23 protein-coding genes are annotated in these 25,632 nt (G+C 60.5%); 11 read left to right on the top strand and 12 right to left on the bottom strand.

Going from position 1 to position 25,632, the window contains the following annotated elements; genetic code table 11:
• Positions 1–87: 87 nt before the first annotated feature.
• Complete coding sequence (locus tag GIW28_RS20915) at positions 88–312, top strand: DUF465 domain-containing protein (protein WP_017135936.1); 225 nt, start codon at positions 88–90, stop codon at positions 310–312.
• A gap of 146 nt (positions 313–458) precedes the next feature.
• On the opposite strand, the gene hglS is transcribed toward GIW28_RS20915, so the two are convergent.
• A complete protein-coding gene (hglS, locus tag GIW28_RS20910; protein WP_236448085.1) occupies positions 459–1,835 on the bottom strand; it encodes a 2-oxoadipate dioxygenase/decarboxylase HglS in 1,377 nt (458 codons plus the stop codon).
• A 288-nt stretch (positions 1,836–2,123) separates the two neighbouring features.
• Between hglS and GIW28_RS20905 the strand changes: the two genes are divergently transcribed.
• The 3 genes from GIW28_RS20905 (at position 2,124) to GIW28_RS20895 (ending at position 7,217) form a co-directional block, all read left to right on the top strand.
• Positions 2,124–3,533, top strand: coding sequence for an OprD family outer membrane porin (locus GIW28_RS20905; RefSeq protein ID WP_169987635.1), 1,410 nt, complete (start codon positions 2,124–2,126; stop codon positions 3,531–3,533).
• 131 nt (positions 3,534–3,664) lie between these two features.
• Positions 3,665–6,301, top strand: a complete 2,637-nt coding sequence (locus GIW28_RS20900; protein WP_236447979.1) for an MGH1-like glycoside hydrolase domain-containing protein — start codon at positions 3,665–3,667, stop codon at positions 6,299–6,301.
• A gap of 322 nt (positions 6,302–6,623) precedes the next feature.
• Positions 6,624–7,217: a hypothetical protein gene (locus GIW28_RS20895; RefSeq protein WP_099548213.1), complete on the top strand. Its 594-nt coding sequence runs from the start codon at positions 6,624–6,626 to the stop codon at positions 7,215–7,217.
• 63 nt (positions 7,218–7,280) lie between these two features.
• On the opposite strand, the gene GIW28_RS20890 is transcribed toward GIW28_RS20895, so the two are convergent.
• The gene (locus tag GIW28_RS20890; protein ID WP_099548211.1) at positions 7,281–7,595 is read right to left on the bottom strand and encodes an SCP2 sterol-binding domain-containing protein; all 315 of its coding nucleotides are present in this window, start codon (positions 7,593–7,595) and stop codon (positions 7,281–7,283) included.
• A 56-nt stretch (positions 7,596–7,651) separates the two neighbouring features.
• On the bottom strand, positions 7,652–8,362 hold the full coding sequence (locus tag GIW28_RS20885) for a histidine phosphatase family protein (protein WP_236447980.1): 711 nt from the start codon (positions 8,360–8,362) through the stop codon (positions 7,652–7,654).
• A 193-nt stretch (positions 8,363–8,555) separates the two neighbouring features.
• Here GIW28_RS20885 and sohB point away from each other — a divergent pair, with 193 nt between their 5' ends.
• Positions 8,556–9,581 (top strand): protease SohB, encoded by a 1,026-nt coding sequence (gene sohB, locus GIW28_RS20880; protein ID WP_017135929.1) that lies wholly within the window; start codon positions 8,556–8,558, stop codon positions 9,579–9,581.
• A gap of 176 nt (positions 9,582–9,757) precedes the next feature.
• Here sohB and GIW28_RS20875 read toward each other — a convergent pair whose 3' ends face one another.
• Positions 9,758–11,272, bottom strand: coding sequence for an MFS transporter (locus tag GIW28_RS20875; RefSeq protein ID WP_236459083.1), 1,515 nt, complete (start codon positions 11,270–11,272; stop codon positions 9,758–9,760).
• A gap of 150 nt (positions 11,273–11,422) precedes the next feature.
• Between GIW28_RS20875 and GIW28_RS20870 the strand changes: the two genes are divergently transcribed.
• Complete coding sequence (locus tag GIW28_RS20870) at positions 11,423–12,322, top strand: LysR family transcriptional regulator (protein ID WP_236447053.1); 900 nt, start codon at positions 11,423–11,425, stop codon at positions 12,320–12,322.
• Here the strand turns inward: GIW28_RS20870 and dhaL are convergent.
• The 7 genes from dhaL to GIW28_RS20835 form a co-directional block, all read right to left on the bottom strand.
• Positions 12,279–12,926 carry a dihydroxyacetone kinase subunit DhaL gene (gene dhaL, locus GIW28_RS20865; protein ID WP_017135926.1) on the bottom strand — a complete coding sequence of 216 codons (648 nt, stop codon included), beginning with the start codon at positions 12,924–12,926 and terminating at the stop codon, positions 12,279–12,281. The genes GIW28_RS20870 and dhaL overlap by 44 nt on opposite strands.
• Positions 12,927–12,929: 3 nt before the next feature.
• Positions 12,930–13,931: a dihydroxyacetone kinase subunit DhaK gene (locus GIW28_RS20860; protein ID WP_017135925.1), complete on the bottom strand. Its 1,002-nt coding sequence runs from the start codon at positions 13,929–13,931 to the stop codon at positions 12,930–12,932.
• 195 nt (positions 13,932–14,126) lie between these two features.
• On the bottom strand, positions 14,127–15,242 hold the full coding sequence (locus GIW28_RS20855) for an erythritol/L-threitol dehydrogenase (protein WP_017135924.1): 1,116 nt from the start codon (positions 15,240–15,242) through the stop codon (positions 14,127–14,129).
• Positions 15,243–15,269: 27 nt separating this feature from the next.
• On the bottom strand, positions 15,270–16,025 hold the full coding sequence (locus GIW28_RS20850; RefSeq protein WP_236447055.1) for an SDR family oxidoreductase: 756 nt from the start codon (positions 16,023–16,025) through the stop codon (positions 15,270–15,272).
• A gap of 129 nt (positions 16,026–16,154) precedes the next feature.
• Positions 16,155–17,162 carry a substrate-binding domain-containing protein gene (locus tag GIW28_RS20845; protein ID WP_017135923.1) on the bottom strand — a complete coding sequence of 336 codons (1,008 nt, stop codon included), beginning with the start codon at positions 17,160–17,162 and terminating at the stop codon, positions 16,155–16,157.
• Positions 17,163–17,196: 34 nt separating this feature from the next.
• Entirely contained in the window at positions 17,197–18,174 is a 978-nt protein-coding gene (locus GIW28_RS20840; protein WP_017135922.1) for an ABC transporter permease, read from the bottom strand.
• Positions 18,171–19,658 carry a sugar ABC transporter ATP-binding protein gene (locus GIW28_RS20835; RefSeq protein WP_170040282.1) on the bottom strand — a complete coding sequence of 496 codons (1,488 nt, stop codon included), beginning with the start codon at positions 19,656–19,658 and terminating at the stop codon, positions 18,171–18,173. Before GIW28_RS20835 ends, GIW28_RS20840 begins: the two co-directional genes overlap by 4 nt.
• 283 nt (positions 19,659–19,941) lie before the next feature.
• Here GIW28_RS20835 and rpiB point away from each other — a divergent pair, with 283 nt between their 5' ends.
• The 3 genes from rpiB to GIW28_RS20820 all read left to right on the top strand — a co-directional run bounded on the left by rpiB (position 19,942) and on the right by GIW28_RS20820 (position 23,394).
• Positions 19,942–20,403 (top strand): ribose 5-phosphate isomerase B, encoded by a 462-nt coding sequence (rpiB, locus tag GIW28_RS20830; RefSeq protein ID WP_016969738.1) that lies wholly within the window; start codon positions 19,942–19,944, stop codon positions 20,401–20,403.
• Between the two features lie 63 nt (positions 20,404–20,466).
• A complete protein-coding gene (locus GIW28_RS20825; protein WP_017135920.1) occupies positions 20,467–21,447 on the top strand; it encodes a sugar-binding transcriptional regulator in 981 nt (326 codons plus the stop codon).
• A 369-nt stretch (positions 21,448–21,816) separates the two neighbouring features.
• The gene (locus tag GIW28_RS20820; RefSeq protein ID WP_017135919.1) at positions 21,817–23,394 is read left to right on the top strand and encodes a TerC family protein; all 1,578 of its coding nucleotides are present in this window, start codon (positions 21,817–21,819) and stop codon (positions 23,392–23,394) included.
• Here the strand turns inward: GIW28_RS20820 and GIW28_RS20815 are convergent.
• On the bottom strand, positions 23,342–23,689 hold the full coding sequence (locus GIW28_RS20815) for a thioredoxin family protein (RefSeq protein WP_017135918.1): 348 nt from the start codon (positions 23,687–23,689) through the stop codon (positions 23,342–23,344). The genes GIW28_RS20820 and GIW28_RS20815 overlap by 53 nt on opposite strands.
• Positions 23,690–24,065: 376 nt before the next feature.
• Between GIW28_RS20815 and GIW28_RS20810 the strand changes: the two genes are divergently transcribed.
• Together GIW28_RS20810 and GIW28_RS20805 are read left to right on the top strand one after the other, a co-directional pair.
• The gene (locus GIW28_RS20810; protein WP_017135917.1) at positions 24,066–24,914 is read left to right on the top strand and encodes a transporter substrate-binding domain-containing protein; all 849 of its coding nucleotides are present in this window, start codon (positions 24,066–24,068) and stop codon (positions 24,912–24,914) included.
• A 52-nt stretch (positions 24,915–24,966) separates the two neighbouring features.
• Positions 24,967–25,629, top strand: coding sequence for an amino acid ABC transporter permease (locus GIW28_RS20805; RefSeq protein ID WP_236447056.1), 663 nt, complete (start codon positions 24,967–24,969; stop codon positions 25,627–25,629).
• The last annotated feature ends 3 nt before the right edge of the window (positions 25,630–25,632 follow it).

The raw sequence follows: 25,632 nt of genomic DNA, 5'->3' as shown, positions 1-25,632 counted from the left end.
GACCGCCTTGACCCAAGACATGACAAGACCCCTTGGAATGGGCTAGCTTCAAGGCGTAGGCCATTGAACAACTTGCGGAGGTACTCCATGCCAGTGAAACACGACCTGTATCAGGATTTGGGTTTGAGCAAGGAAGAGGTCGACGGGCGTCGGGCGAAAAATCCCCATTTGAACGCGCTGTTTGATAAGTACAACACCGTCGATGAGCTGGTGGTGAGCGCCGAAAAGGCATCCGGTAGTGATGAGGCGTTGAAGAAGCTGAAGGATAAACGCCTGTTGGTTAAAGACGAGATCAGGGACTTGCTGCAATAAAACGTCCTACAGGACGCGGACATATTTGTTCAGAATTGTCTGAGCGACAGCCGGCGTTTCACTGCTTATGATGCCGGCCGTCCACCCGGCTCTGGGGACTGTTGCGGCGCAAGGATTGCGCTGCTGAGCCGGGCGGGCATCCTATTTCATGGACGCAGCGCCTGGATGCATTCATCCATGGAGCGCTGCTGCGTCTCGGCATACAGCTTCAATTCATCAATCGTCCGACGGCCCAGCGCCTGCTCGAATTGAGCCTGGTTCGAATGGGCTGTGTAGTGACTTTGCGCCGCATCGCCCAGGTTCGACTGGAAAATCCCCGCCGCACTCACCGGCAGAAAATCCTCATACACCAAAGGCACCACCGCCACGTGCCCGGCCGCCATCAAGGCCTCCAACGTTTGCGGCTGACCGGCCTGGCCGCGTGCCGCCAAGCCTTGCTCGGTGACGAAGTAGCGGAAATACGCCAGTTCCTGTTCACGCATCTGCGCGTGGTTATCGGGGAAGGCCTGGAAGTGTTGCGCCATCAATTCGACGTAACGTGCAGCGTTGCCCTCATTCGGGAAGGCGCCCAGTTCGTCGCGCGCCGCGTTCAGCAACTGGTCGTACAGGGCGCGACCCTTTGGCGTCAACGCCACACCCCGTTGTTCTATTTCGCCGAAACGCGCGCTGTGGCTGCCTTTTGCGTCGGTAAACGCGATGGGCTCGTCGAGCGCCTTGAAGCTGGTCTGACGCAGCAGGATCGGGCACTGGCGACGTGGCGGACCTTCGATCACGGCTTTGGGCGTGATGCCTTTGCCGGGCATCGCGGCCTGCACCTGATCGATGTCCAGAGTACGTGGGGTCAGGTGATTGATATGCGGACCTTTGAACGCCACCACGTCGGCGATCAGGCGATGCTGGTCGCTCAATTGCTGGTATTGGGCGCCGGTCACGGTGGCGGTGTGGTGCCAGCGAAAGGTTTCCAAAGCCTCGCGGATAAAGGCTTGGGCATCCGCCGCGTTAAGGCCACCGTCGCGTTCGGCTTGCTCGATCAGCGCCAAGGCGCCAGGGGTGAAAATCGAGCGTTTGGCCAGGGCGCTTTCGGCGAAGGCGCGCAGCTCGAGGTTTTCGATCAGTTCCAGGCGTAGCAAGGACGTAAAGACGCGGAACGGGCTGGCCTGCAGCGCCTGTTCATGCACAGCGCGAAAGGCGGTGGAATGCACCGGCACACCGGCGGGTGTGAGGTCGTAATAGCCCACCGGCTGCATGCCCATCACCGCAAACAGACGGCCGATGGTGACCAGCTCATGGGCGGTGCCCAGGCGGATGGCGCCGTGGCGTTCCATGGCCAGGCGCTCCATTTCACCGGTGCGCTGCAGTTGTTTGGCCAGGCCGGAATCACTGTCCAAAACCCGCGTGTTGGTCTCGGCCACCAACTCCATCAGCGCGCCATAAAGCGGAACTTCATCTCGGTACATGTCGGACATGGCCCTGGAAAAGTCTTTGCGAATCTCGTCGGGGCTGACATACGCGGCACTTGGCATAGAAAAATTCCTGAACACGGTGGTGAGGGTGCGGCCTTTCTCTGGATTCTGTTGGGCTTTAAGGGGGCTGGCAAACGAAGAATCCTCAGGACTTCATTCTGCAAATGAATGAAATGACATGAATATGACAAAAATCGGCGCCAGGAAAATTTCATTTTCACGGGTACTTTCCTAACTAATTCTTCACGAGGCGCGCCCCGGTCCTCATGAAACAATCGTTACGTTTGTAGGGATGAAAACGCCGTTTGCACACAACGCACATAAAAAAATGTTTAGGGGCCGTTACACATGAAAATTTCTACACTGGCGTTATCCATCACCGCAGCGTTGCTCGCGCAACACGCGTGCGCTGATGACTTCGGGCTCGGTTCTCTGGGCACGGGCACGGGGCACAGCGGTTTTCTTGAAGACAGCCATGCGGCTGTCAGCTCGCGGACCATGTACTACAGCGCCGACAACCGTTCGGGCACCAACAACGATCTGCGCGAAGCCGCGACCTTGCTGCGTTTTGACTACAAATCCGGCTACACCCAAGGCACCCTTGGCGTCGGTTTTGACGTAATGGCGTTCGGCGCCTTGCGTCTGGACGGTGGCGACGGCCACGCCGCAGGCCCGGGCCTGGCGGGTAACGGCAACAGCTTCTTCCCGACCAAAAACAACGGCACTGAACCCGCCGACAGTTTCAGTCGCGCTGCGGGTAACGTGAAATTCCGTATTTCCCAGACCGAGTTGCACGTTGGTGGCGGTTTGGCCCCGGTGTTGCCTATTCTGGTTTCCAACGACAGCCGTGTGGCGCCGCAGACCTTCGACGGCGGCATCCTGACCTCCAACGACATCCCCAACGTGACCTTCACCGGTGGTGAGCTCAACCGTGCCGAAGGCCGTGCTTCCAGCAACTCCACGGGCTTGAGCGTTGCCGGCGGTACCCGCGACAGCGACAGCTTCAAGTTCGGCGGTGTGGACTACAAACCGTTTGGCTCGTCCGACAACGCCATCGCTAAAAACCTGACGTTGCAGTACTACTACGCCGACCTGCAGGACTTCTACAAACAGAACTACTTCGGCCTGGTTCACGTGCTGCCATTGGGCAATGACCAATCGTTCAAGACTGACCTGCGTTATTTCGACAGCACCAGCGACGGCAAAAACGGTGACGCCGGCTACCAGTTCAACAACAACGGCGGCTACGCCAAGCACGCCGGTGAAGTGGACAACAAAACCTACAGCGCCGCGTTCACCTACCAGTTGGGCGGCAGCAGCCTGATGCTCGGTCACATCGGTGTGAGCGATGACGGCGGCTTCGTCTGGGTCAACCAGGGCAGCATCGCTGATCCAAACGCACAAGGCGCGGGCGGCAGCGACTTCTACCTGTTCACCGACGCCGTGGTGGGCCAGTTTTCCCGCGCGGGCGAGCAGGTCAATTTTGGCCAGTACTCCTACGACTTCAAGGCCCTTGTGCCAGGCTTGAAAGCCTCCGTGGCGTACCTGGACGGCACGGGCATCAAGTCCAAAGTGGCCGGTGGTTCGGATCAGAAAGAAAACGAAACCGACTTCCGCCTGGACTACGTGGTGCAGCAAGGCCCGCTCAAAGGCTTCGGCACCACCTTCCGTACTGGTACTTACAAAGGTCACAACACCGGCACTGCGGACCAGGACCAGACGCGCCTGATCTTCAACTACACCTACGCGATCTTCTAAGCTCGCGCCGCCACAAACGGAGGCCGCCTAGTCAGCGGCCTCTTTTTTTGCGCGCGCGAACACGACTTCATGTGCATCCGCGCACGGATGGGTTCTACACTGCCCCCACTGTGTCAGTGATGGAGGACCCAATGACGGCCACGCCCGCAACCAACATCCTTGCAACCCTTGAAGGCCAGCGCCTGGCCGCCGAAGACGCCGAGCGCTGGCGCGAGTGGGGCCCGTATCTGAGTGAACGCCAATGGGGCACGGTGCGCGAAGACTACAGCGCCGACGGCGATGCCTGGGCCTACTTCCCCCACGAACACGCCCGCAGCCGCGCCTACCGTTGGGGCGAGGACGGCCTGGCCGGCTTCAGCGACAAGGCGCAACGCTGGTGCCTGGGCCTGGCGCTGTGGAACGAGCGTGACAGCATCATCAAGGAGCGCCTGTTCGGCCTCAACAACGCCGAGGGCAACCACGGAGAAGACGTCAAGGAGCTGTACTTTTTTGTCGACGGCGTGCCCAGCCATGCCTATATGCGCATGCTCTACAAATACCCGCATGCGGCGTTTCCCTACGCCGACCTGATCGCCGAAAACGCCCGCCGTGGGCTTGAGGATGCCGAGTACGAAGTGCTCGACACCGGCGTATTCGAAGACAACCGCTACTGTGATGTAACGGTTGAATACGCCAAGCATCAGCCCGACGATATTTTCATGCGCGTCACCGTGCACAACCGCGCGGACCAGCCGACGCGTGTGCAGGTGCTGCCCCAACTGTGGGCGCGTAATGACTGGAGCTGGACCTTTGACGCGCCCAAGCCGCAGTTGCGCCTGGACGGTGAACGAGTGCTGGCCCGGCATCATGAGCTGACCGATCGCCATCTCAGCGCCTGGGGCGAGGACGGCCTGGAGTGGCTGTTCTGCGAAAACGAAAGCAACTTCCCCAAGCTCGATGGGCAACCGGCGCAGGGGCCGTTCAAGGACGGCATCAACGACTACGTGGTGGGCGGCGCAGACTCGGCAATCCGTCGCGACACGGGCACCAAGGTCGCCGCGCGTTTCAGCCTCGAACTGGTGGGCCAGCAGAGCAAAACCCTGTACCTGCGGTTTGCGCCGGTGGACGCGCCTGAGGTCAATGCACGCAAGCTGTTCGAGCTGCGTCGCCAGGAGGCGGACGACTTCTACGCCGCCCTGCAGCAAGGCATTGCCGATGATGACGCGCGCAATGTACAGCGCCAGGCCCTGGCCGGGTTACTGTGGTCCAAGCAGCTCTACTACTTTGATGTAAACCAGTGGCTCGACGGCGACCCGGCCCAACCCGCGCCGCCGCCCGAGCGCCTGCACATCCGCAATACCCATTGGCGGCACTTGTCGAACTTCGACATCCTGTCCATGCCCGACACCTGGGAGTACCCGTGGTACGCCTCTTGGGACCAGGGCTTCCAGGCCGTAGCGATGGCGCTGATTGATCCGGGGTATGCCAAGCAACAGCTGTTGTTGCTGGTCAAAGACCGTTTTATGCACCCCAATGGCCAGTTGCCGGCGTATGAATGGCGTTTCGACGACGCCAACCCGCCGGTGCATGCCTGGGCCAGTTGGCGCGTGTATCAGCAGGACAAGGCGCTGACCGGCGTGGGTGACATGGATTTCCTCGAGCGGATTTTCCACAAGCTGCTGCTGAATTTTTCCTGGTGGGTCAACCGTAAGGACGCCGAGGGCCGCAACCTGTTTCAGGGCGGCTTTTTGGGCCTGGACAACATCGCCTTGTTCGACCGCTCGGCCACCTTGCCGCCCGGCTACCAGCTGGATCAGGCCGACGGCACCGCGTGGGTCGCCGCCTATGCCCTGGACCTGATGCGCATCGGCCTGGAACTGGCCAAGCGCAATGGGGTGTACGTGGATATCGCGGTGAAGTTTTTCGAGCACTTCCTGTACATCGCCGGTGCGATCAACCGTGTCGACGACAGCGCCGAAGGCTTGTGGGATGAGCAGGACCAGTTCTTCTACGATGTGCTGCACCGCCCGGACGGCCAGAGCGAGCCGGTGCGCCTGCGCTCCATCGTCGGCCTGATGCCGTTGTTTGCCGTGTTGGTGCTGGAGCAACGCGAGCACGAAGGCCTGCAAGGCTTGCGTGAGCGGCTGCTGGGCTTCATGAAACACCGGCCTGACCTCGCCAAGCTGGTGTCGCGCTGGAACGAACCGGGGCAGGGCAACCGCCTGTTGCTCGCCTTGCTACGCGGCGAACGCACCAAGGACCTGCTGCGGCGCATGCTCGATGACCAGGAGTTTTTGTCGACGTTTGGCGTGCGCTCGTTATCCAAGGCCTTCGCCGAGCAGCCGCTGGCGCTGAAGATGAATGGCGACACCCTGTGCGCGCGCTACCAGCCCGGCGAGTCCGACTCACGTTTGTACGGCGGCAACTCCAATTGGCGCGGGCCGCTGTGGATGCCGGTGAACTACATGCTGATCGAATCGCTGCGCGAGTTTCACCGCTACTACGCGGATAACTTCTCGGTGGAGTACCCGACGGGCAGTGGTTATCTGGCGTCCCTTGAAGAAGTGGCCGACAGCCTCAGCCAGCGCCTGACCCGCTTGTTTTTGCGCGATGAAGATGGCCTGCGCCCGTCGATGGCGGGCTATGCGCAATTGGAAGCAGACCCGGCCAGTCGCGATCTGGTGTTGTTCCATGAGTATTTCCATGGCGAAACCGGGCGTGGGTTGGGGGCGTCGCATCAGACCGGGTGGAGTGCGTTGGTGGCGTTGTTGCTGCAGCCGAAAAGCTAAGCCGCGCCACTGATTCGCTTTTCTGTGGGAGCTGGCTTGCCATCAGCCACACACGGGTGGGCTGACCCACCGCTATCGCAGCATAGGTATCTACACAACCGGTTAACACGGAGTCTGTTGCAAGTGGGCTGTTGTGGCAAGCCTGCTCGCCACAGGAGAAATTGGCTGCCTTCAAAAGTTGTGTAGATACCTATGGCTATCGCAGGCAAGCCAGCTCCCACATTAAAACTACATCGCTTGTGAAATGACGGGCAAAAAAATCCCGCCACCAAGAGGTCTGAATCAGGTAAATTCGCCGCCCCTTCAGACAAGGATGTAGACGATGGCGAATGTTATCGCGCGGGTTGGCAGTGCAGGCCTATTGGGGGTATTGCTGCTCACCTGCGGTGTGTTCATGACTTCACTGTATTCCCGAGAAAGCGCCGCGGCCCCGCTGATGATGCATTGCCGCGAATGCGAGAAAGGTGACGACACCTTCGATGCAACAAAGTGGTTCAGCAGCGGCATGTACCGCCTTGAAACGGATATTGTTCCCAACCCTATGCGGTCGATGACTCGCACTCATCCGGTGGTCTTCAAGGCCAAGGACAATGACCAACTGGTCGAGGCCGCGCTGCGTGGAATCAGCGATGTGCTCCCATCCTTCGATTCCCGCACGTTTGAAGCACAGTGGCCCGTGTTAACCAAGCGCGTACGTTACAGCTACAGCTTTTTTATGGCGCCTGATGAACCCCGGGACCTCTATGACATGTACTTGCAAGTGGGCAAATACAAGCTGGTGATCGTGGTTGGGCTTGACGTCAATACCGGTGAAATCACCGCCGAGTATGAAGGGCGTGTGATTCGTGAAAACGATGGTAATGACCCTGCGTACATGGACACGTTTGAAGAAATGGATGACGCCAACACCCGCTGACCGGGAGGCTGGCTGAACGAAAAATCCCGCCGAAAGGCGGGATTTTTTTTGAGCGCGGCGTTATCAGGCCGGGAACAGCTCGCTCAGTTTCATGGCCAGCATCATGTCGCCTTCAGTGCGCAGCTTGCCGCTCATGAAGGCCTGCATGCCGTCGGTATCGCCGCTGACGATGCCTTCCATGGTTTCGCCGTCGGTCACCAGGGTAACCTGGGCGTCAGGGTTTTCGCCTTCCAGCAGTTCGCAGGTGTTGTTCTTGACCACCAGCGAGAAGTTCTGGGTGTCGTCGATACGGAAACCGAACACCAGGTCCAGGCCGTCGGCAGCGCCTGGGTTGAATTTGGCTTTCATTGCTTCTACAGCTTTGGCTACGTCAGTCATGGTTTCGATCCTTTAAGGTAGAGTCCAGTGACCTTGGGGTCACGGTTGGCCGCAATTCATCGGAATGTGATGAGCTGCGGCGCCTTCAACAGTTGCAAGTGGGTATGACTGTTGAAGGAAGCCAGTGCCACCTCGCGACCACGGAATTTAAGCTGGTTGAGCGAGGTGTTAACAATTTGCCAGTTCAGTTCGAAGGCCTGCGCGGCAGGCATTCGGGTAATCAGGTGGAGCAGGGCGGTAATGGTGCCGCCGGAAGTAAACACGGCGACCTTGTCGGTGTTGTCGGCGGCTTCCAGGATGCGTTGCAGGCCACCCTGCACACGCTCCACGAAACCCAGCCAGCTTTCCAGACCGGGTGGGTCGTAGGTGCCGGCCAGCCAGCGCTCGATGATCAGGGCGAAAATGCGCTGGAACTCACTGCGGTTTTGCGCAGCGTTGCGCAGGATATCCAAGGCGTGAGGCTCGGTGGTCAGCAGGTCGGGGAGCAGGGCGCGGATGATCGCTTCGCCGTCGAATTCGTTGAAGGCCGGGTCGATTTCCAAGGTTGGGGCTGACAGGCCGAGGGCACGGTATTGATCGAATGTGGCGGAGGCAGTGTGCTGCTGGCGACGCAGGTCGCCAGACAGGCAGCGGTCAAACGTCAGGCCCAGGTCCGCCAGGTGGCGACCGAGTACTTGCGCTTGCTCTACGCCGACGGGCGACAGGACGTCATAGTCGTCTGCACCGAAGGAGGCCTGGCCATGTCGAATCAGATAGATGCTGCCCACGTCCGTTTTCCCGGTACGTTGAAAGTCTGGCGAGGTTATGAGGATGGCAGGGAGCTGTCAATGAAAAAACATACGCTTGTTTTAAAAGTGCGTTAGAGGCCGACTGCTGGCGGTTTGAGCACTGGTCCGAAGGCGGTGCCGTCGGTATGCTGGGGCCATCCGCGCCTGGCGCCGTGCTTTTTTAAGGAGACATATGGATTTTTTGGCCGAATACGCGAGCTTTCTGGCGAAGACCGTCACCCTGGTGGTCGCTATTCTGGTGGTACTGATCAGTTTCGCCGCGTTGCGCAGCAAGGGGCGGCGCAAATCCGCCGGCCAATTGCAGGTCAGCAAGCTCAATGATTTCTACAAAGGCCTGCGTGAGCGCCTCGAGTCGAGCCTGCTCGACAAGGACCAGCTCAAGGCCCTGCGCAAATCCGAAAGCAAGACCGAAAAGAAGAACAGCAAGAAGAAACCCGAGGCCAAGCCACGGGTATTTGTGCTGGATTTTGACGGCGACATCAAGGCCTCGGCCACCGAGAGCCTGCGCCATGAAATCACCGCGCTGCTGAGCCTGGCCACGCCGAAAGACGAAGTGGTGCTGCGCCTGGAAAGCGGCGGCGGCATGGTGCACAGCTATGGCCTGGCTTCGTCGCAGCTGGCGCGTATCCGTCAGGCCGGTGTGCCGTTGACCGTGTGCATCGACAAGGTGGCGGCTAGCGGCGGCTACATGATGGCGTGCATTGGCGAGAAGATCATCAGCGCACCCTTTGCCATCCTCGGCTCCATTGGTGTGGTGGCGCAGCTGCCCAACGTCAACCGCCTGCTGAAAAAGCACGACATCGACTTTGAAGTGCTGACCGCCGGTGAATACAAGCGCACCCTCACCGTGTTCGGCGAAAACACCGAGAAGGGCCGGGAGAAGTTCCAGGAAGACCTGGACATCACTCATCAGTTGTTCAAGAACTTTGTGTCGCGCTATCGCCCGCAGCTGGCCATCGATGACGTCGCGACCGGAGAAGTGTGGCTGGGTGTTGCAGCGCTCGATAAACAACTGGTCGACGAACTGCAAACCAGCGACGAATACCTGGCGACCAAGGCCAAGACGGCCGAGGTGTTCCACCTGCACTACGCCGAGCGTAAAAGCCTGCAGGAACGCGTGGGCCTGGCGGCCAGCGGCTCGGTGGACCGTGTGTTGCTGACCTGGTGGAGCCGGTTGACCCAGCAGCGGTTCTGGTAACGACAGGCGGTAGGTGATCCCAGTGTGGGAACGGGCTTACCGATCGTTCCCACGCTCCGCGTGGGAATGCCGCCCCGGACGCTCCGCGTCCCGCCTTAGATGACGCAAGGTGACGCGGAGCGTCACAGGATGCATTCCCACGCAGAGCGTGGGAACGATCGTAGCGGCTCCCACATTTAGTTTTGGGGCAGGGCGGGAATCGGTTTTCGCATCAACGTCCCCACCACCAACGCCCCCAGCAAACCCAACAACCCCGCCACCCACAACACCCCGCTGAACCCACCCACAAACGCCTGCCGCGCCAGCGGCTGCACCAGCGCCCGCGCCGGTTCCGGCAACAAAACCATGGCTGCCGGCATATCCCCGGCCACTACCCTCGATGCAATCGCCGCCGCTTGCGCCTGCCATTGCGCGTCGATACTCGCGCTGAGCAATTGCTCGCTATGGCTGCTGAGCAGCGCCCCATACACGCCGATCGCCAACATGATCGCGCTGAAACGCATGGTGGTACTCATGCCCGACGCCATGCCCGCGCGGTCACGTGGCACGCAGGCCATGATGTTTTTCTGCGTATCGCCATTGAGCAGGCCCGCACCGGCGCCCGTCACCGCAATCGCCAGCGCGAAGGGCAGATAACCGCCCGCATTGACCGCCCAGGCGCTTAACAGGTTGCCGCAGCCCACCAGAATCAAACCGGTTGCCATCATCGTTGCAGGCGCAAAGCGTCCGGCCAGCCGTGCCCCGATGCGTGGGCAAATAAGCATGGTCAGGGCAAACGGCAACATACCCAGACCCGACGCTATGGCAGAAAAACCCAAGCCGTTCTGCAGATAAAACGGCAGTAACGTCATCATCACCTGGGCACAGCCGGCGTAGGCAAACATCCCCAGCAGCGCGCCGATAAAACGCGGGTGCCGGAACAGTTGCAAGTCGACCATGGGCCGCTGTTGCACACGTTCGACCAGCACAAACACCCCCAGCAACACTGCGCCGCCAATCAGGCGTGTGTAGGTCAGCGGGTTATCCCAGCCGATGCGATTGGCCTCGATCAAACCCCAGATCAGGCACATCAGGCTGGCACTGAAGGCCAGGCTGCCCCACGGGTCCAGGCGTGCCGATTGAGTGTCGCGCGATTCGGGAATCGCCCGCAGCGCCAACGCCATCAACCCCAGGCCCACGGGCAGGTTGAGGTAGAAGATCCACCGCCAGCCCAGGTACTGAGTGATCACGCCGCCCAGTGTCGGCGCGGCGGTCATCGCCACGCCCATGCACGCACCCCAGAACGCCCAGGCTTTGGCACGCTCTACTTCATCGTGAAAGGTGTGGCCGATGGAGGCCAGGGCAGAGGTCAGCAGCAAGGCTGCGCCGACACCTTTGACGGCGCGGGCGATGTCCAGGAGCAACGCATTCGGTGCAGCGCCACAGCCCAGCGAGGCGAGGATGAAAATGCTCAAGCCCCAGATCAGCGACCGCTTGCGACCAAAGCGGTCGGCGATGCTGCCGGCGGGCAGCAATAACGCGGCGAACGCCAGCATGTAGGCGCTGACCACCCACTCGATATCGGCGAAATTCGCACCCAGGTCGCGCGCAATACTTGGCAGGGTGACGGCGACGATATTGGTGTCGAGCACAATCAGCGAGCAGACGCCGGAGGCGGTCAGCAGGGTGAGGCGCGGGCTGACCTGGCTCATGGCTTGATTGCCTTACAGGTAATATGGGAAACACAGTTGACGTGCATCGCAAGGGCTCTCTAGTGTGGAAGTACGTTGAGCTTATCTCCGGCTATGCTCTGTTTTATTAGCTGGAACCCTGCACTTCATTACCTTTGAGCTAATGCCTGAATGGAAATCCGCCATTTCCGCTACTTCCTCGCCGTCGCCAGGCAGCGCAATTTCACCCGCGCGGCTGAACAACTGGGCATCGCGCCGCCGACCTTGAGCCGCCAAATTCAGGACATGGAAGCCACGCTGGGCACGCGCCTGTTTATCCGTCAGCAACGTGAAGTCAGCCTCACTGAAGCCGGCGCCGCCTTGCTGATCGAGGCTGAAGCCACCGTGCGCCAGTTCGAGTTCGCCCAACGCAACGCCCAGCGCGCCGGGCGGGGAGAAATCGGGCATATCGAATTGGGCTATGTGGCATCGGCGGTGTATTCGGGGCTGCTGCAAAAACAAATGCAGGCGTTCAGCCAGGCGTTTCCCGATGTGAGTGTGAATGTGCGCGAATGCGCAATGGCGACGTTACCCAGTGCTGTAGCCGATGGGCGTTATGACATCGGCTATATCCGCTCGCCCATGACCTTGCCTGACGGCGTGGAGGCGGTGCGTCTGGACAGCGAAGGCTTTGTGTTGGCGCTGCCTCAGGATTCCTGGCTGCTGGGGCTCAAGGCCATCGGCTGCGAACACCTGCAAAACGAGACGTTTATATTGCCGGAACAAATTAACGGCACCTTGCACGTGGCGGCCCAAGGCGGCTTCGCGCCGCGCCTGGGGCCGCAGCCGGGCGGGTTGGTTGCGGTGGTGGCGTTGGTGTCGTTAGGGCAGGGCGTGGCAGTGGTACCGGCATCGATGGTCGGGCATGTGGGTTTGCCGGGCGTGGTCTACCGCACGATTCATCAGGATGATGCAGCGTTGTCGTGGCTGTCGCTGATTCACCGGCGCTTTGAAAAAGCGCCGGCGGTGGCGCGTTATATCCAGCAGGTCAAGCAGTCAGCCGGGGCTGCACGGAATCGGCCAGGCGCGTAAGAATCAGGCAGCACGACACCGCCCCCGCATCCAGTACACCCAGCGAGCGCTCGCCCAGGCGGCTGGCGCGACCGATTTTGGCGATCAGGTCTTTGGTCGAATCGCGCCCTTGGGACGCGGCGGTTTTCATCGCCTCCAGCGCATCATTAAACGACGCGCCACTGGCATGCGCACGCTCAAAGGCCTCAACCGCCGGGATCAGCGTGTCCATCAAGCACTTGTCGCCCACGCCCGCTTCGGTGATGTCCTGCAACGAGGTCAGGCCGCCGCGCAGCAGGTGGGCAAAGGTTGCCGCGTCGATGTCATCGCTGCTGCGCACCTCATCCGCCATGCCGATAAACAGGCTGCCATACAGCGGCCCCATGGAGCCGCCGATGCCTTCCATCAGGCTCAGGGTCAGTTCATCCAGGGCTTCGGCCAGGGTCAACTGGCGGCCTTCGAGGCTGCGCCCGCAATGGGCAAAGCCCTTGGCCATGTTGATGCCGTGGTCACCGTCGCCAATGGCGCCGTCGATTTCACTGAGGTATTCACGGTTGGCCACGATCACGCTGACCAGGTCAGCGACAATGGCGCTGCCGTCGCGGGTGGAAAAGTGCTGGCTCATGGTTCACTCCGCCTGGGTCATGCCGATGGAACGGCAGGGTTGGTCGATCAGGGTTTTAAGCTCGGCGTCGAGGCCGAGCAGGGTCAGGGTCACGCCCATCATTTCCAGGGAGGTGAAGTAGTTGCCGACGTAGCAACGGTGAATCTTCAAACCCTTGGCCTTGAGTTGGCTTTCGACCTCGGCGTAGAACACATACAACTCCATCACCGGCGTGGCGCCCAGGCCCGAGACCAGCACCACCACACTGTCATCCTGGCTGAAATCGCGGTCGGCGAGGATCGGCGCGAGCATGCGCTCGGCCATGGCGGCAGCCGGTTCAATGGCGATCACTTCAATGCCCGGTTCGCCGTGATGGCCGATGCCCAGTTCCATCTGGCCATCGGGAATCTGGAAGTTCGGTTTGCCCACGGCCGCAATGGTGCAGGGCGTGAGGCCGATGCCGATGGAGCGGCAGTTATCCACGGTTTTCTGTGCGACGCGAATCACGCCATCCAGGTCATAATGCTGGGCAGCCGCAGCGCCGCCGATCTTCCACATGAATATTTCGCCGGCCACGCCACGGCGCTTGGCGATATCGGCCTTGGGCGCGGAAGCCACGTCGTCGTTGGCGACCACGGTGCGGATGCGCATGTCTTTGCTGGCAGCCATTTTCATGGCCAGCTTCACGTTCATGTTGTCGCCGGCGTAGTTACCGTACAGGCAGGCCACGCCCGCGCCATGGTCAGCGGCGCGGAAGGCGTCGAAAAAGCTTTTGGCGGTGGGTGAAGAGAAAATCTCGCCGACGGCCACGGCATCCACCAGGCCTGGGCCGACGTAACCGAGGAAGGCCGGTTCATGGCCGGAGCCGCCGCCGGTGACGATGCCGACGCGGCCGGCTGCCGATGGCTTGGCCTTGGTGATGACCCTTGGGTTGGTTTCGTACTGGCGCAGCTCGGGGTGCGCGACCAGGATGCCGCGCAGCATGTCCTCGACCACTTGGTCCGGATCGTTGATGACTCGATTCATAACGCGGGTTCCTGTTCTTGTTCTTGAAGGGCAACACTTTTAATTGTGAAAGCTGGCTTATTGTGGCGAGCAAGCTTGCTTGCGCTGGGGTGCGAAGCGCCCCCAAAAAGCCGCAGACCGCTGCGCAGTCAGCGGGAGCAAGCTCCCTCGCCACAGCAAGCCCGGCTCCCACAGGGTCAGGGGGTGTCGCTGAAGTCAGGGTTGCAGGACTACTTTGAGCGACTTGTCCCCACGCTCCATCACCGCGAACGCTTCCTTGAAGTCCGCCAGCGCAAATTTGTGAGTCACCACGTCGCGCATGTCGATCTTGCGGTTACCGATAAAGTCGATGGCGCGCGGGTACATGTAGGGTCCCAGGTGTGAACCCAAAATATCCAATTCCTTGCGGTCGCCGATGATCGACCAATCTACCGTGGCCTCGTCATTGAACACGCTGAATTCGACGAAGCGCCCCAGTTTGCGCAGCATCGCCAGGCCCTGGTTCACCGCCTTGTGGTGCCCGGTGGCTTCGATATAAATGTCGCAACCATAGCCGTCGGTGATCGCGCGGATCTTGGCCATCACGTCGACTTCGGCCGGGTTCCACACCTCGTCGGCGCCCATGCGCAAGGCGAGGGCGGCGCGTTCGGGTTTCATGTCCAGCACGATGAGCTTTTTCGGGTTGCGCAGGCGCACCGCGCCGATAATGCCCAGGCCCAAGGTACCGGCACCGGCGACCACCACCACGTCGTCATGGTCGACATTCGCGCGCTCGGCCGCGTGCAGCGAGCAGGCCAGCGGCTCGATCAAAATGGCTTCATCCGGGGCGATGGATTCCGGAACTTTGTGGATGATGCCTTCCTTGGTAAAGATCATGTACTGGGCCATGGCGCCCTGCACGTTGTTCTGGAAACCGTAGAGGTCGTGCTTCTGGCACATCCAGTACTGGCCGTGGTTGCAGAAACGGCAGCCCCAGCACGGCACGATCTGCTCGGAGATCACTCGGTCACCGACTGCCACGCCACGTTTTTCTGCGCCTGGGCCGAGGGCAACCACACGGCAGACGAACTCATGCCCCGGAATCATCGGCGGCTTCACATAGCGCGGTTGCTCGGCATCGCCCCAGAACGACGGCGCGCCGCGATAGGTCTTGATGTCACCCATGCAGATGCCGCACAGCTCGACTTTGGTGAGAATCTCGTCGGGGCCGGGCGTGGGCACGTCGACAGTTTCCAGGCGATAGTCTTCCGGGCCGTGGCAGACCACGGCCTGCATGGTTTTCGGGATGACCGGGGAGAGGTGTTCAGGTGTGCGTTCGGTGGCGGTGGACATGGCAAAAACCTCACGACAAAAGATGAATTACTGAATGCTGTAGCCGCCATCGATCACCATGTTGGCGCCGGTGATCATCTGCGCGGCGTCGCTGAGCAGGTACAGCGCCAGCCCGGCGATTTCTTCCGGCTGGGCGAAGCGGCCGGCCGGGATCTGCAATTTGGCCTTTTCACCCACTTCACCGGCCCAGGCTTTTTTGCCCAGGGCGGTCTCGACGATGGTCGGGGAAATGGCGTTGACGTTGATCTGTGGCGCCCATTCCATGGCCAGCACTTTGGTCATGCCGACGATGGCGGCCTTGCTCGCGCAGTAGGCGACGTGACGGTCCAGGCCAATCACGGCGGCCTGGGAGGCCAGGTTGACGATGCGCCCGCTGCCCTGCGCCAACATGTGTCTGGCGCAGGCCTGGGCCACAAAGAAGCTGGCCTTGAGGTTGATGTCCAGGGTGGTGTCCCAGGCGCTTTCGCTGACGTCGATGGCCTTGTCCAGCAACACCACGCCGGCGCTGTTGATCAGGTAATCCAGGCGCTGGAAATGTTCGAATACGCTGTCGATGGTGCGCTGTATCTGGCCGACCTGGCTGAGGTCGACGGCAATACCCAGGTGGCCGTCGCCCAGGCTGGCCGCGACGTGCACCACCGCCGGGTCGCGGTCGAGCAAGGCCACGCGGGCGCCGCGCTCCACCAGCAGGTGGGCGCAGGCCAGGCCAATGCCGGCGGCGCCGCCGGTGATCACCGCGCAACGGCCGGTGAGGTCGAAGGCTTGGTTCCAGAATCCAGACATGAATGACTCCTCTCTTGATCGTTCCCACGCTCTGCGTGGGAATGCCGCCTGGGACGCTCTGCGTCCCGATGTTGGGTGACGCGGAGCGTCACGGGATGCATTCCCACGCGGAGCGTGGGAACGATCAAGCTACTTGCCGCCGCTGACTTGTTGGTACAGCGCATCGGCATTCGCGTTAGTGACGGGCACCCACGGCAGGATGTAGTTCTTGGCGGTGCCATCGCCCCATTTCACGTCCTTGCCGTAGCGCTCCCAGATCACCGATTGCGGCTTGTAGTCCTTGCCGGCCAGTGCGCGCAACGCCACATCCAGCGCGCCTTGGGATTGGGCCTGGGCGTCTTGCAGGAAGGTGGTGACTTCGTCTTTCTTCGCCGCCTGGATCGCGTCCGGCATGCCGTCGATAGAGGTGACCGGCACGTCTTTGGAGGTCAAGCCGTGGGACTTCAGCGCCTGCACGGCACCCAGGGCCATATCGTCGTTTTGCGCGATCACGCCGTTGATGCCTTTGGGGTGCGCGTTCAGCCAGTCTTCGGTGAGGGTCAGGGCCTGGGCGCGGTCCCAGTTGGCGGTCTTTTTCTCGATGATCTTGATGTCCGGGTGCTTGCTCAGCACTTCCAGCTCGCCCTTTTCCCGGTCGATCTGCGCCGACTGGCCAATCGGGCCCTGGATGATCACCACATTACCTTTGCCGTTGAGCTTGTCGACCATGGCCTGGGCCTGCAGGCGGCCGCCTTCCACGTCGTCGTTACCCACATAAGGTACGGAGGCATCGGCTACTTTCGTATTGGAGGCGATGACCACCACGTCGTTGCTCATGGCTTGCTTCACGGTGCCGACACCGGCCTTGGTGTCGATCGGCACGAACAGGATGGCGTCGTAGTGCTGGGTCACCATGTTTTCGATCTGGTTGTTCTGGGTCAGGGCGTCATAGTTGCCGTCGAACACCGTCAGTTGCACGGTGCCGTCTTTGACCGCCGGGTGTTCTTTCAGCTCGCGGACCCAGTTCTGCATGAACTGGCCCTTGAGGCCGTAGACGGCCGCGCCGATCTTGTAGGTCTTGCCATCGGCGGCAAAGGCAATGCTGCTGGCGAGCAGGGTGAGGGTCGCCGCGGCGGCCAAAGTGGTACCAAGTTTCATGAGTAGAACTCCGGTTATTGTTGTGGGTCGTTCTCTAGCGTTTTTTCTTGCGCCACACGTCGATCAGTACTGCGAACACGATGATCAGGCCCTTGGCGACCTGCTGGTAATAGGAGGACACGCCGAGCAGGTTCAGCCCGTTGTTGATCACGCCGATCAGCAGCGCACCAAACAGCGTGCCGACAATGCTGCCGGTGCCGCCCGACAGGCTGGTGCCGCCGATCACCACGGCGGCAATCGCGTCCAGCTCATAAGAAACCCCGGCCTGGGGCAGGGCGGAGGTGGTGCGTGCCGAGAGCACTACGCCGGCCAACCCGGCGAGCAGACCCGAGACCACGTACACCGAAAACATCACCTTGCGCACGCCGATACCCGAGGTGCGCGCACTCTTTTCATTGCCGCCCACCGCGTACACGTAGCGGCCGTAAGTGGTGTAGCGCAGCACCATCCAGAAGATCAGTGCGACCACCGCAAAGATCACGATGGGCACGCCAATCGGGCCGATCTTGCCGATGCCCAGCGCCAGGTAGGCGTCGGGCAGGTCGGTGATCGGGCTGCCGTCATTGAGGATGAAGGTCATGCCCCGCGCGATGCTGAGCATGCCGAGGGTGGCCACGAACGGCGGGATCGACAGGTTGGCGACCATAAAACCGTTGACCACACCGAGCATCGCACCGGCAAACATCCCCGCACTGACTGCCGCCAGCAGGCCATAACCCTGGGTCGCAACCATGGCGCTGCACAGCCCGGCAAAGGCCAGGATCGAGCCCACCGACAGGTCGATGCCTTTGGTGAGGATCACGTAGGTCATGCCTACGGCCAGGATGCCGTTGATCGAGGTCTGGCGCAGGATGTCCATCCAGTTGCGCCAGGTCATGAAGTATTCACTGGAAAACGCCATCACCACGCACAGCAGGATAAACACCAGTGGCAGGCCGAAGCGGTCGAGGGACAAGCGCAGGCGATTGCGCGGCGCGGTGGTCATGGGCGGTGCGATGGTTTTGGCATTCATGAGGCAAGACTCAACAAGGCTTCCTGGGAAAGGGCGGTGTCGGTGCTGATGGTCACCAGTCGGCCGCCCTTGAATACGGCGATGCGATCACTTAAATGCAGCAGTTCCGGGGCTTCGGACGACACCACGATGGCAGCGCCACCGGCGCGCACGAACTGGTCGAGCAGGTGGTAGATCTCCTGCTTGGCGCCTTCATCGATGCCACGGGTCGGCTCGTCGCAGAGCAGGCACACCGGCTCGGTCGACAGGCATTTGGCGAGCACGACTTTCTGCTGGTTGCCGCCGCTCATGGACGCTACCGGCAATTCCAGTGAACTGGTCTTGATCTGCAGGCGCTTGACCATGTCCTCGGCCAGTTGGGTTTCCTTGCGCGCATTGATCAGCGACCAACTCGACAGGCGCTTGTAGGCCGACAGCGCAATGTTGGAAAGAATGCTGCCGGTGAGCACCAGGCCGCTGTCTTTGCGGTCTTCGGTGACCAGCGACATGCCGGCGTTGATCGTGGCTTTGGGCAGGCCGATGGGCATGGGCTTGCCTTGCAGGGTCACGCTGCCGGAGTCCGCAACCGTCAGCCCATAGATGCAGTTGAGAAACTCGCTGCGCCCCGAACCCATCAGCCCATAGATGCCGAGGATTTCGCCCTGGCGCAGTTGCAGGCTGATGTCGTGGAACTCGCCATTGCGGCTCAGGTTATCGACTTGCAGGCAGGTAGTGGCGGCGCATTCGCGGCCGACCTTGTGGTCGATGCGTGTCAGCTCCTGGCCGACAATCCCGCGCACCAGGTGGTTGCGGTCGATATCGGCCATGCGCCCGCTTTCCACAAAGGCGCCGTCACGGAAGATGCTGTAGTCGTCGGCGATCTGCGCCAGCTCGCTCAAGCGGTGCGACACGTAGACGATGCCGGCGCCGCGCGCGGTGAGGCGGCGAATGGCCTTGAACAGGGTTTCCGCTTCGCGCTCGCCGATTGCCGAGGTCGGTTCGTCCATGATCATCACCTGGCAGTCATGGCTGAACGCCTTGGCGATTTCCACCAGTTGAATCTGCGCCACGCTCAGGCGGTGCATGGGGCTGGTGGCATCGACCTCGAATTCCAGGCTTTCGAGCAGCTCGCGGGTGCGGCGGTTGAGGGTCTTGCTGTCGACGATGCAACCGGCGCGGCGCGGTTCGCGGCCCAGCCAGATATTTTCGGCGACGGTCATGTAAGGGATGGGCTCCAGTTCCTGGGTGATCATCGCGATCCCCGCTGCCAGGGCTTCACTTGGGCGGTTGAACTGTACGGGCGTGCCGTTGAGCAGGATGGTCCCGGCGTCACGCTGGGTGATGCCCATCAGGATGCTCAGGAAGGTCGACTTGCCGGCGCCATTGCCGCCGCACAGCGCATGCACGCTGCCGGCCCGCAGAGAAAGGCGCCCGTCACGCAGGGCAGGCACCCCGGCGTAAGCCTTGGCGACGTGTTCAGCCTGGAGCAGTAATGGCGTGGCCATCGGCGTGTCCTCGTGCTGTGAATTCTTATTAGGTCGCACAGTCATTTTTTGCTGTGATCATATGTGTATCAAATGAAATTCTGATCAGTCAATCGCTTTCACTAAAAAGTTATAAATACGCCTGTTTGCGCAAATCAAGCCTGTTTATACGGCTTTGACTAGGAGCTCAGCTAAAACTCGCTTGACAGAAGGGCCGCAATACCCGAGAAATAACTGAGCGAAATTTCATTGACTGATCAAATGATCAGTCTAAAGCACCTAAACGGCAGCGGAGCCAGACGCCATGAACACACCTTTCCCGGTGGCTATCGGATGCGATGAAGCGGGTTTTGAGCTCAAAGAGCTGTTAAAGCGCCATATCGAGGCGCTGGGTTACCCGGTGACCGACTTCGGCACCCACTCCACCGCGCCGGTGCTGTACCCGGACATCGCGCTGGCGGTGGCCACCGCCATCAATGCCGGGCAGCAACGCCTCGGCGTGCTGGTATGCGGCACCGGGATTGGCATGGCCATCTCGGCCAATAAAGTACTGGGCATTCGTGCGGCCCAGGCCCATGACACCTATTCGGCGGAGCGCGCACGCAAGAGCAACGATGCACAAATCCTCTCTATTGGCGCACGGGTGATCGGCGCCGAACTGGCCAAAAGCATCGTCAAATCGTTTCTGGAGTCGGAGTTTGAGGCGGCGCGTTCCGGGGCCAAGGTCGAGCGTATCAACGCGATCGAGCGCGATGGGCATCAGTAGTGGACGGGACGGGGCAAGAGTCGGGAGAATGGGTTTTTGACGCCGAAACGGAAGCCCGTCCCCATGAGTGACAGTACCCAGCGCATTGCCAGCGATATCGATCAGATGACCGAAGTGGCGATGCTCTATTACCTTGAGAACGTCACTCAGGAGGCCATTGCCAAGCGCTTCGACCTGTCGCGGGCCAAAGTCAGCCGCTTGCTCAAGCGTGCGCGCGATGAAGGGATTGTCGAGGTGCGGGTGTTGCAGCACCCGGCGATGAACAACGAGCTGGAGCGGGCATTGGTGGAGCGCTTCAAGCTGGACCGCGCTTTGATTGCGGTCGACCACAGCGAACCCGACACCCAGCGCTCGGCCGTCGCCAGCCTGGTGGCCAATTACCTGAACAAAACCTTGAGCGACGGCATGATCGTCGCCGTCGGCATGGGCCGTAACGTTGGCGCGGTCGCCGACAACGTGTTCTTGCCGGTGACGCGCAACTGCACATTTGTCTGCGCGATTGGTGGTTCGCTCAAGGCGGGCGAATACATGAACCCCGACCATATCTGCCGACGCCTGGCCCTGCGTTTTGGTGGCGAGAGTGAAAGTCTGTATGCACCGGCACTGGTGGCCAACCCGGAATTGCGTGGCGTGCTGATCAACAATGACACCGTGCGCTCAACCCTTGATCGCGCGCGGCGTGCAGACATCGCGCTGATCGGCATTGGCGACATGAGCGAGAACAGCAACATGGTGCGCATGGGCTGGTTCTCGCCGCAGGAGATCGCCCAGGCGCGCTTGTCCGGCACGGTGGGTGACATGATGGGGTATGACTTTATCGACATCCACGGCCAGCCGGCGGTCAACGCGATTCAAGGTCGGGTGATCGGGTTGACCGTGCAGGAGTTGTTTCGCATCCCGGATGTGGTGGCGATTGCCAGCGAGAACACCAAGGCGGCGGCGACGCTTGGCGCGTTGCGCTCGGGGGTGATTAATACGTTGGCGACCACGGTGACGAATGCGCACACGATTCTGGCGCTGGATGATGCGACGCGTAAGTCCTGAATGTACAAAGGTCAAAAACTGTGGGAGCTGGCTTGCCTGCGATACAGACAACTCGGTCTTTCAGTAACACCGAGGTGATGCTATCGCAGGCAAGCCAGCTCCCACAGGGGTTATGTGTTGGGCTTACAGATTTTGTAATAGTTTTGCAGTGTGGGAAATTTGAGTTTCGACTGTACGATTCAAGTCCTTTTCTCACTGCAGGACTTGCATGAACACCCTCTCGGAGCCTCCCAGTCGTCTTTCCCCAAGGCACCCACTGTCGCTGTTCCCGCTGAAGCATCCCGTATTCCGACTGCTAACCTTGTCCCGGTCCACTGACCGCGCCTTGCCGTGTCCGGCGTTCTGAAAACTTTAAAGAGACTCTATTAAATGGAATGGTTAGCGGATCCAACGGCCTGGCTCGGCCTGTTGACCTTGATTGTGCTGGAACTGGTGCTGGGCATCGACAACCTGGTGTTTATCGCGATCCTGGCGGACAAATTGCCGCCGGAGCAGCGCGACCGTGCGCGGTTGATCGGTTTGTCGCTGGCGTTGCTGATGCGTTTGGGCCTGCTGGCGAGTATTTCCTGGTTGGTGACGCTCACGCAGCCGCTGTTCGAGGTGTTCGACAAGAGCTTCTCTGGGCGTGACCTGATCATGTTGTTTGGTGGTGTGTTCCTGTTGTTCAAGGCCACCATGGAGTTGCACGAACGCCTTGAAGGCCATGTGGCGCAGCGCACGGGCAATGTGGCTTACGCCATGTTCTGGCCGATCGTGGCGCAGATCGTGGTGCTCGACGCGGTGTTCTCCCTCGACGCGGTGATTACCGCCGTGGGTATGGTGGATGAGTTGGCCGTGATGATGATCGCGGTGATCGTGTCCATCGGCCTGATGATCGTGGCGAGCAAGCCGCTGACCCGTTTCGTCAACGCGCACCCGACGGTCATTATGTTGTGCCTGGGCTTTTTGATGATGATTGGTTTCGCCCTGACCGCCGAAGGCCTGGGCTTCCATATTCCCAAAGGCTACCTGTACGCGGCGATTGGTTTCTCGATCCTGATCGAGCTGTTCAACCAGATTGCCCGCGCCCGTCGCAAGAAGTCGGCGCAGGGCACCTTGCCCGTGCGCCAGCGTACCGCCCATGCGGTGATGCGTTTGCTCGGTGGCCGCAGTTTGGCGGTAGAGGGCGTGGATGACGACGTTGCTGACCTGCTGGGTGAGCCGGATGCCGGCCAAGGCCCGCTGTTTGATCGACGTGAGCGCGTGATGATCAGCGGCGTGCTGCAATTGGCCGAGCGGCCGATCCGTACCTTGATGACGCCGCGGGCCAAGGTCGACTGTATCGATCTGGCGGACGACGCCGACACCATCCGGCAAAAACTGATGCATTCGTCCTATTCGCGCCTGCCGTTGATCCGCAACGGCGCTGTGGATGAGCCGTTGGGTTTTGTGCACAAAAAGGAACTGCTCAAGGAGTACCTGGCCGGTAATGAGCCTAACCTTGAGCACCTGGCGCGCCGGGCGGTCAATTTGCTGGAGAGCTTTTCGATCCTGAACGCGCTGGAGCAAATGCGCCAGGAGTCAACTCACATTGCGTTCGTGATCAACGAATTCGGCGACTTCATGGGCGTGTTGAGCATGACCGACATCCTTGAGTCCATCGCCGGTGAGTTGCCGGACGCCAGCGAAATCGAAGGGCCGGATATTGTCGAGGAGGGCGAGGGCTACCGCGCCAATGGCGCCTTGAACCTTAACCTGGTGCGCCAGCGTACCGGCTTCAAGGCTGCCGCAACCCAGGACTATCAAACCCTCGCCGGGTTGGTGATGAGCCTGCTCGACCGCCTGCCCGTGGTGGGTGATAGCCTGGAGCATGAGGGCTGGCGCTTGACCGTCGCGGCGGTTGAGGAGCGTCGGGTCATACAGGTGCTGTTATTTCCCTTGATGAATAATCCTCAAACAGGTCGCTGAAAAACGCATCAGCGTCTAAGGGGCGGCCAACAAGCTGCTCCTGCACCTTGCCAAACTGGTACACCAGCGTCGCCGGGGTGCCCGATACGCTGGGCACCCTCGGATTTCGGTCGGTATTCACGATCAGTGCTGTTACAGGGCCAGCGTATTGTTTGGCGATGGTCTCGAACCTCTCGTCGAGTCCAACGCAGCCCGGGCAATCGGGATGAGTGAATAACACGATGGCCGCCGCATATTTTTTCAGTTGCGCCTCGTAGTCCTCCAGATCGCTGTAAGTCATGCTTGCAATGCCCATAGGATTTCCTTGCGTGCCCGCTCATAGACGTTGGGTACATACGCTAGAACTGCCGGGCAGGGCCGTCTACTGTCAACCTTCACAGGTAGACATGCTCACGCATCCATGGCGCGCGCACTGCAAGGGTGCGCGGTAACACTGTTCTGGCGCACTCGATTGAGGGTTGTCACCGGTGTGTGGGGTCTTGGGTAGCAAGCCGATTCGAAAGGGTGGCGTAACGCCGCGTCCTGGCCAGTTAACTATCCATATGATTTAAAAAGAATTTATCCCTGACATATTTTTCCGTTAGCGCGTGTGGCACACTTTCTGCTGTCTATTCCGTTGTTACATACCAAGTTCCGGTATAGCGGAATACACAACTCCTGGAGTGCTTGTCATGCATCACCGACCTTCCGTGTTTAAAGCGTGTGTTTTTCTCTTCGCCGCATCGGCTTCCCTCGCAAGCGTTGTGCACGCGGCGGACAGCAAGCTCGATGATGTGCTCAAGCGTGGGCATCTCATTGTGGGTACAGGCAGTACCAATGCGCCGTGGCACTTCCAGGGAGCGGATGGCAAGTTGCAGGGTTTTGATATCGACATCGGCCGAATCGTGGCTAAAGGTTTGTTCAACGACCCAAGCAAGGTCGAGTTTGTGGTGCAGTCCTCTGACGCGCGTATTCCCAACCTGCTGACCGACAAGGTCGACATGAGTTGCCAGTTCATCACCGTCACCGCCAGCCGTGCACAGCAGGTTGCCTTCACCCTGCCTTACTACCGCGAAGGTGTGGGCCTGTTGCTGCCGAACAACAGCAAATACAAGGAAATCGAAGACCTGCAAGCGGCGGGCGATGGCGTGACCGTGGCCGTGCTGCAAAACGTGTATGCCGAAGAGCTGGTGCACCAGGCGTTGCCAAAGGCCAAGGTTGACCAGTACGACAGCGTCGACCTGATGTACCAGGCGGTGAACTCCGGCCGTGCCGATGCCGCCGCCACCGACCAGTCCTCGGTCAAATACCTGATGGTGCAAAACCCGGGCCGCTACCGCAGCCCGACCTACGCCTGGAGCCCGCAAACCTACGCGTGCGCGGTCAAGCGTGGCGATCAGGACTGGCTGAACTTCGTCAACACCGCGCTGCATGAAGCCATGACCGGCGTGGAATTCCCGGCCTACAAAGCCTCGTTCAAGCAATGGTTCGGTGTGGATTTGCCAGAACCTGCGATCGGTTTCCCGGTTGAGTTCAAGTAAATCGTAAATCCTGGGGCGTCGCTGACGGCGCCCCGAGCAGGTACTGCCGACCATGAACTATCAGTTGAACTTTGCCGCCGTGTGGCGTGATTTCCCCAGCTTGCTGGCGGGGCTCGGCCTGGGCCTCGAACTGGCCTTGCTGTCGATCGCCATCGGTTGCGTGATCGGCCTGATGATGGCGTTTGCCATGCTGTCCAAGCACCGGGCGTTGCGAATCTTCGCCTCGGTGTATGTGACGGTGATCCGCAATACGCCGATCCTCGTGCTGATCCTGTTGATCTACTTTGCCTTGCCCACACTGGGGGGCCGGCTCGACAAGATCCCCTCGTTCATCATCACCCTGTCGCTGTATGCCGGTGCTTACCTGACCGAAGTGTTCCGCGCCGGGCTGTTGAATATTCCCAAGGGCTTGCGTGAAGCCGGCTTGGCCATCGGTTTGGGCGAGTGGCGAATCCGCGCCTACATCACCGTGCCGGTGATGCTGCGCAACGTGTTGCCGGCCCTGTCGAACAACTTTATTTCGCTGTTCAAGGACACGTCGCTGGCGGCCGCGATTGCGGTGCCGGAGCTGACCTACTACGCCCGCAAGATCAACGTCGAAAGCTACCGGGTGATTGAAACCTGGATGGTCACGACCGCGCTCTACGTGGCGGCCTGTTACTTCATTGCCATGCTGCTCCGTTACCTGGAACAGCGTCTGGCGATCCGTCGTTAAGGA

The sequence above is a fragment of the Pseudomonas sp. PA-5-4B genome (genome assembly GCF_021606215.1).
GTDB lineage: Bacteria > Pseudomonadota > Gammaproteobacteria > Pseudomonadales > Pseudomonadaceae > Aquipseudomonas > Aquipseudomonas edaphica.
The sequence above is the reverse complement of the archived record's forward strand: the minus strand, read 5'-3'. Positions and strand labels throughout refer to the sequence as shown.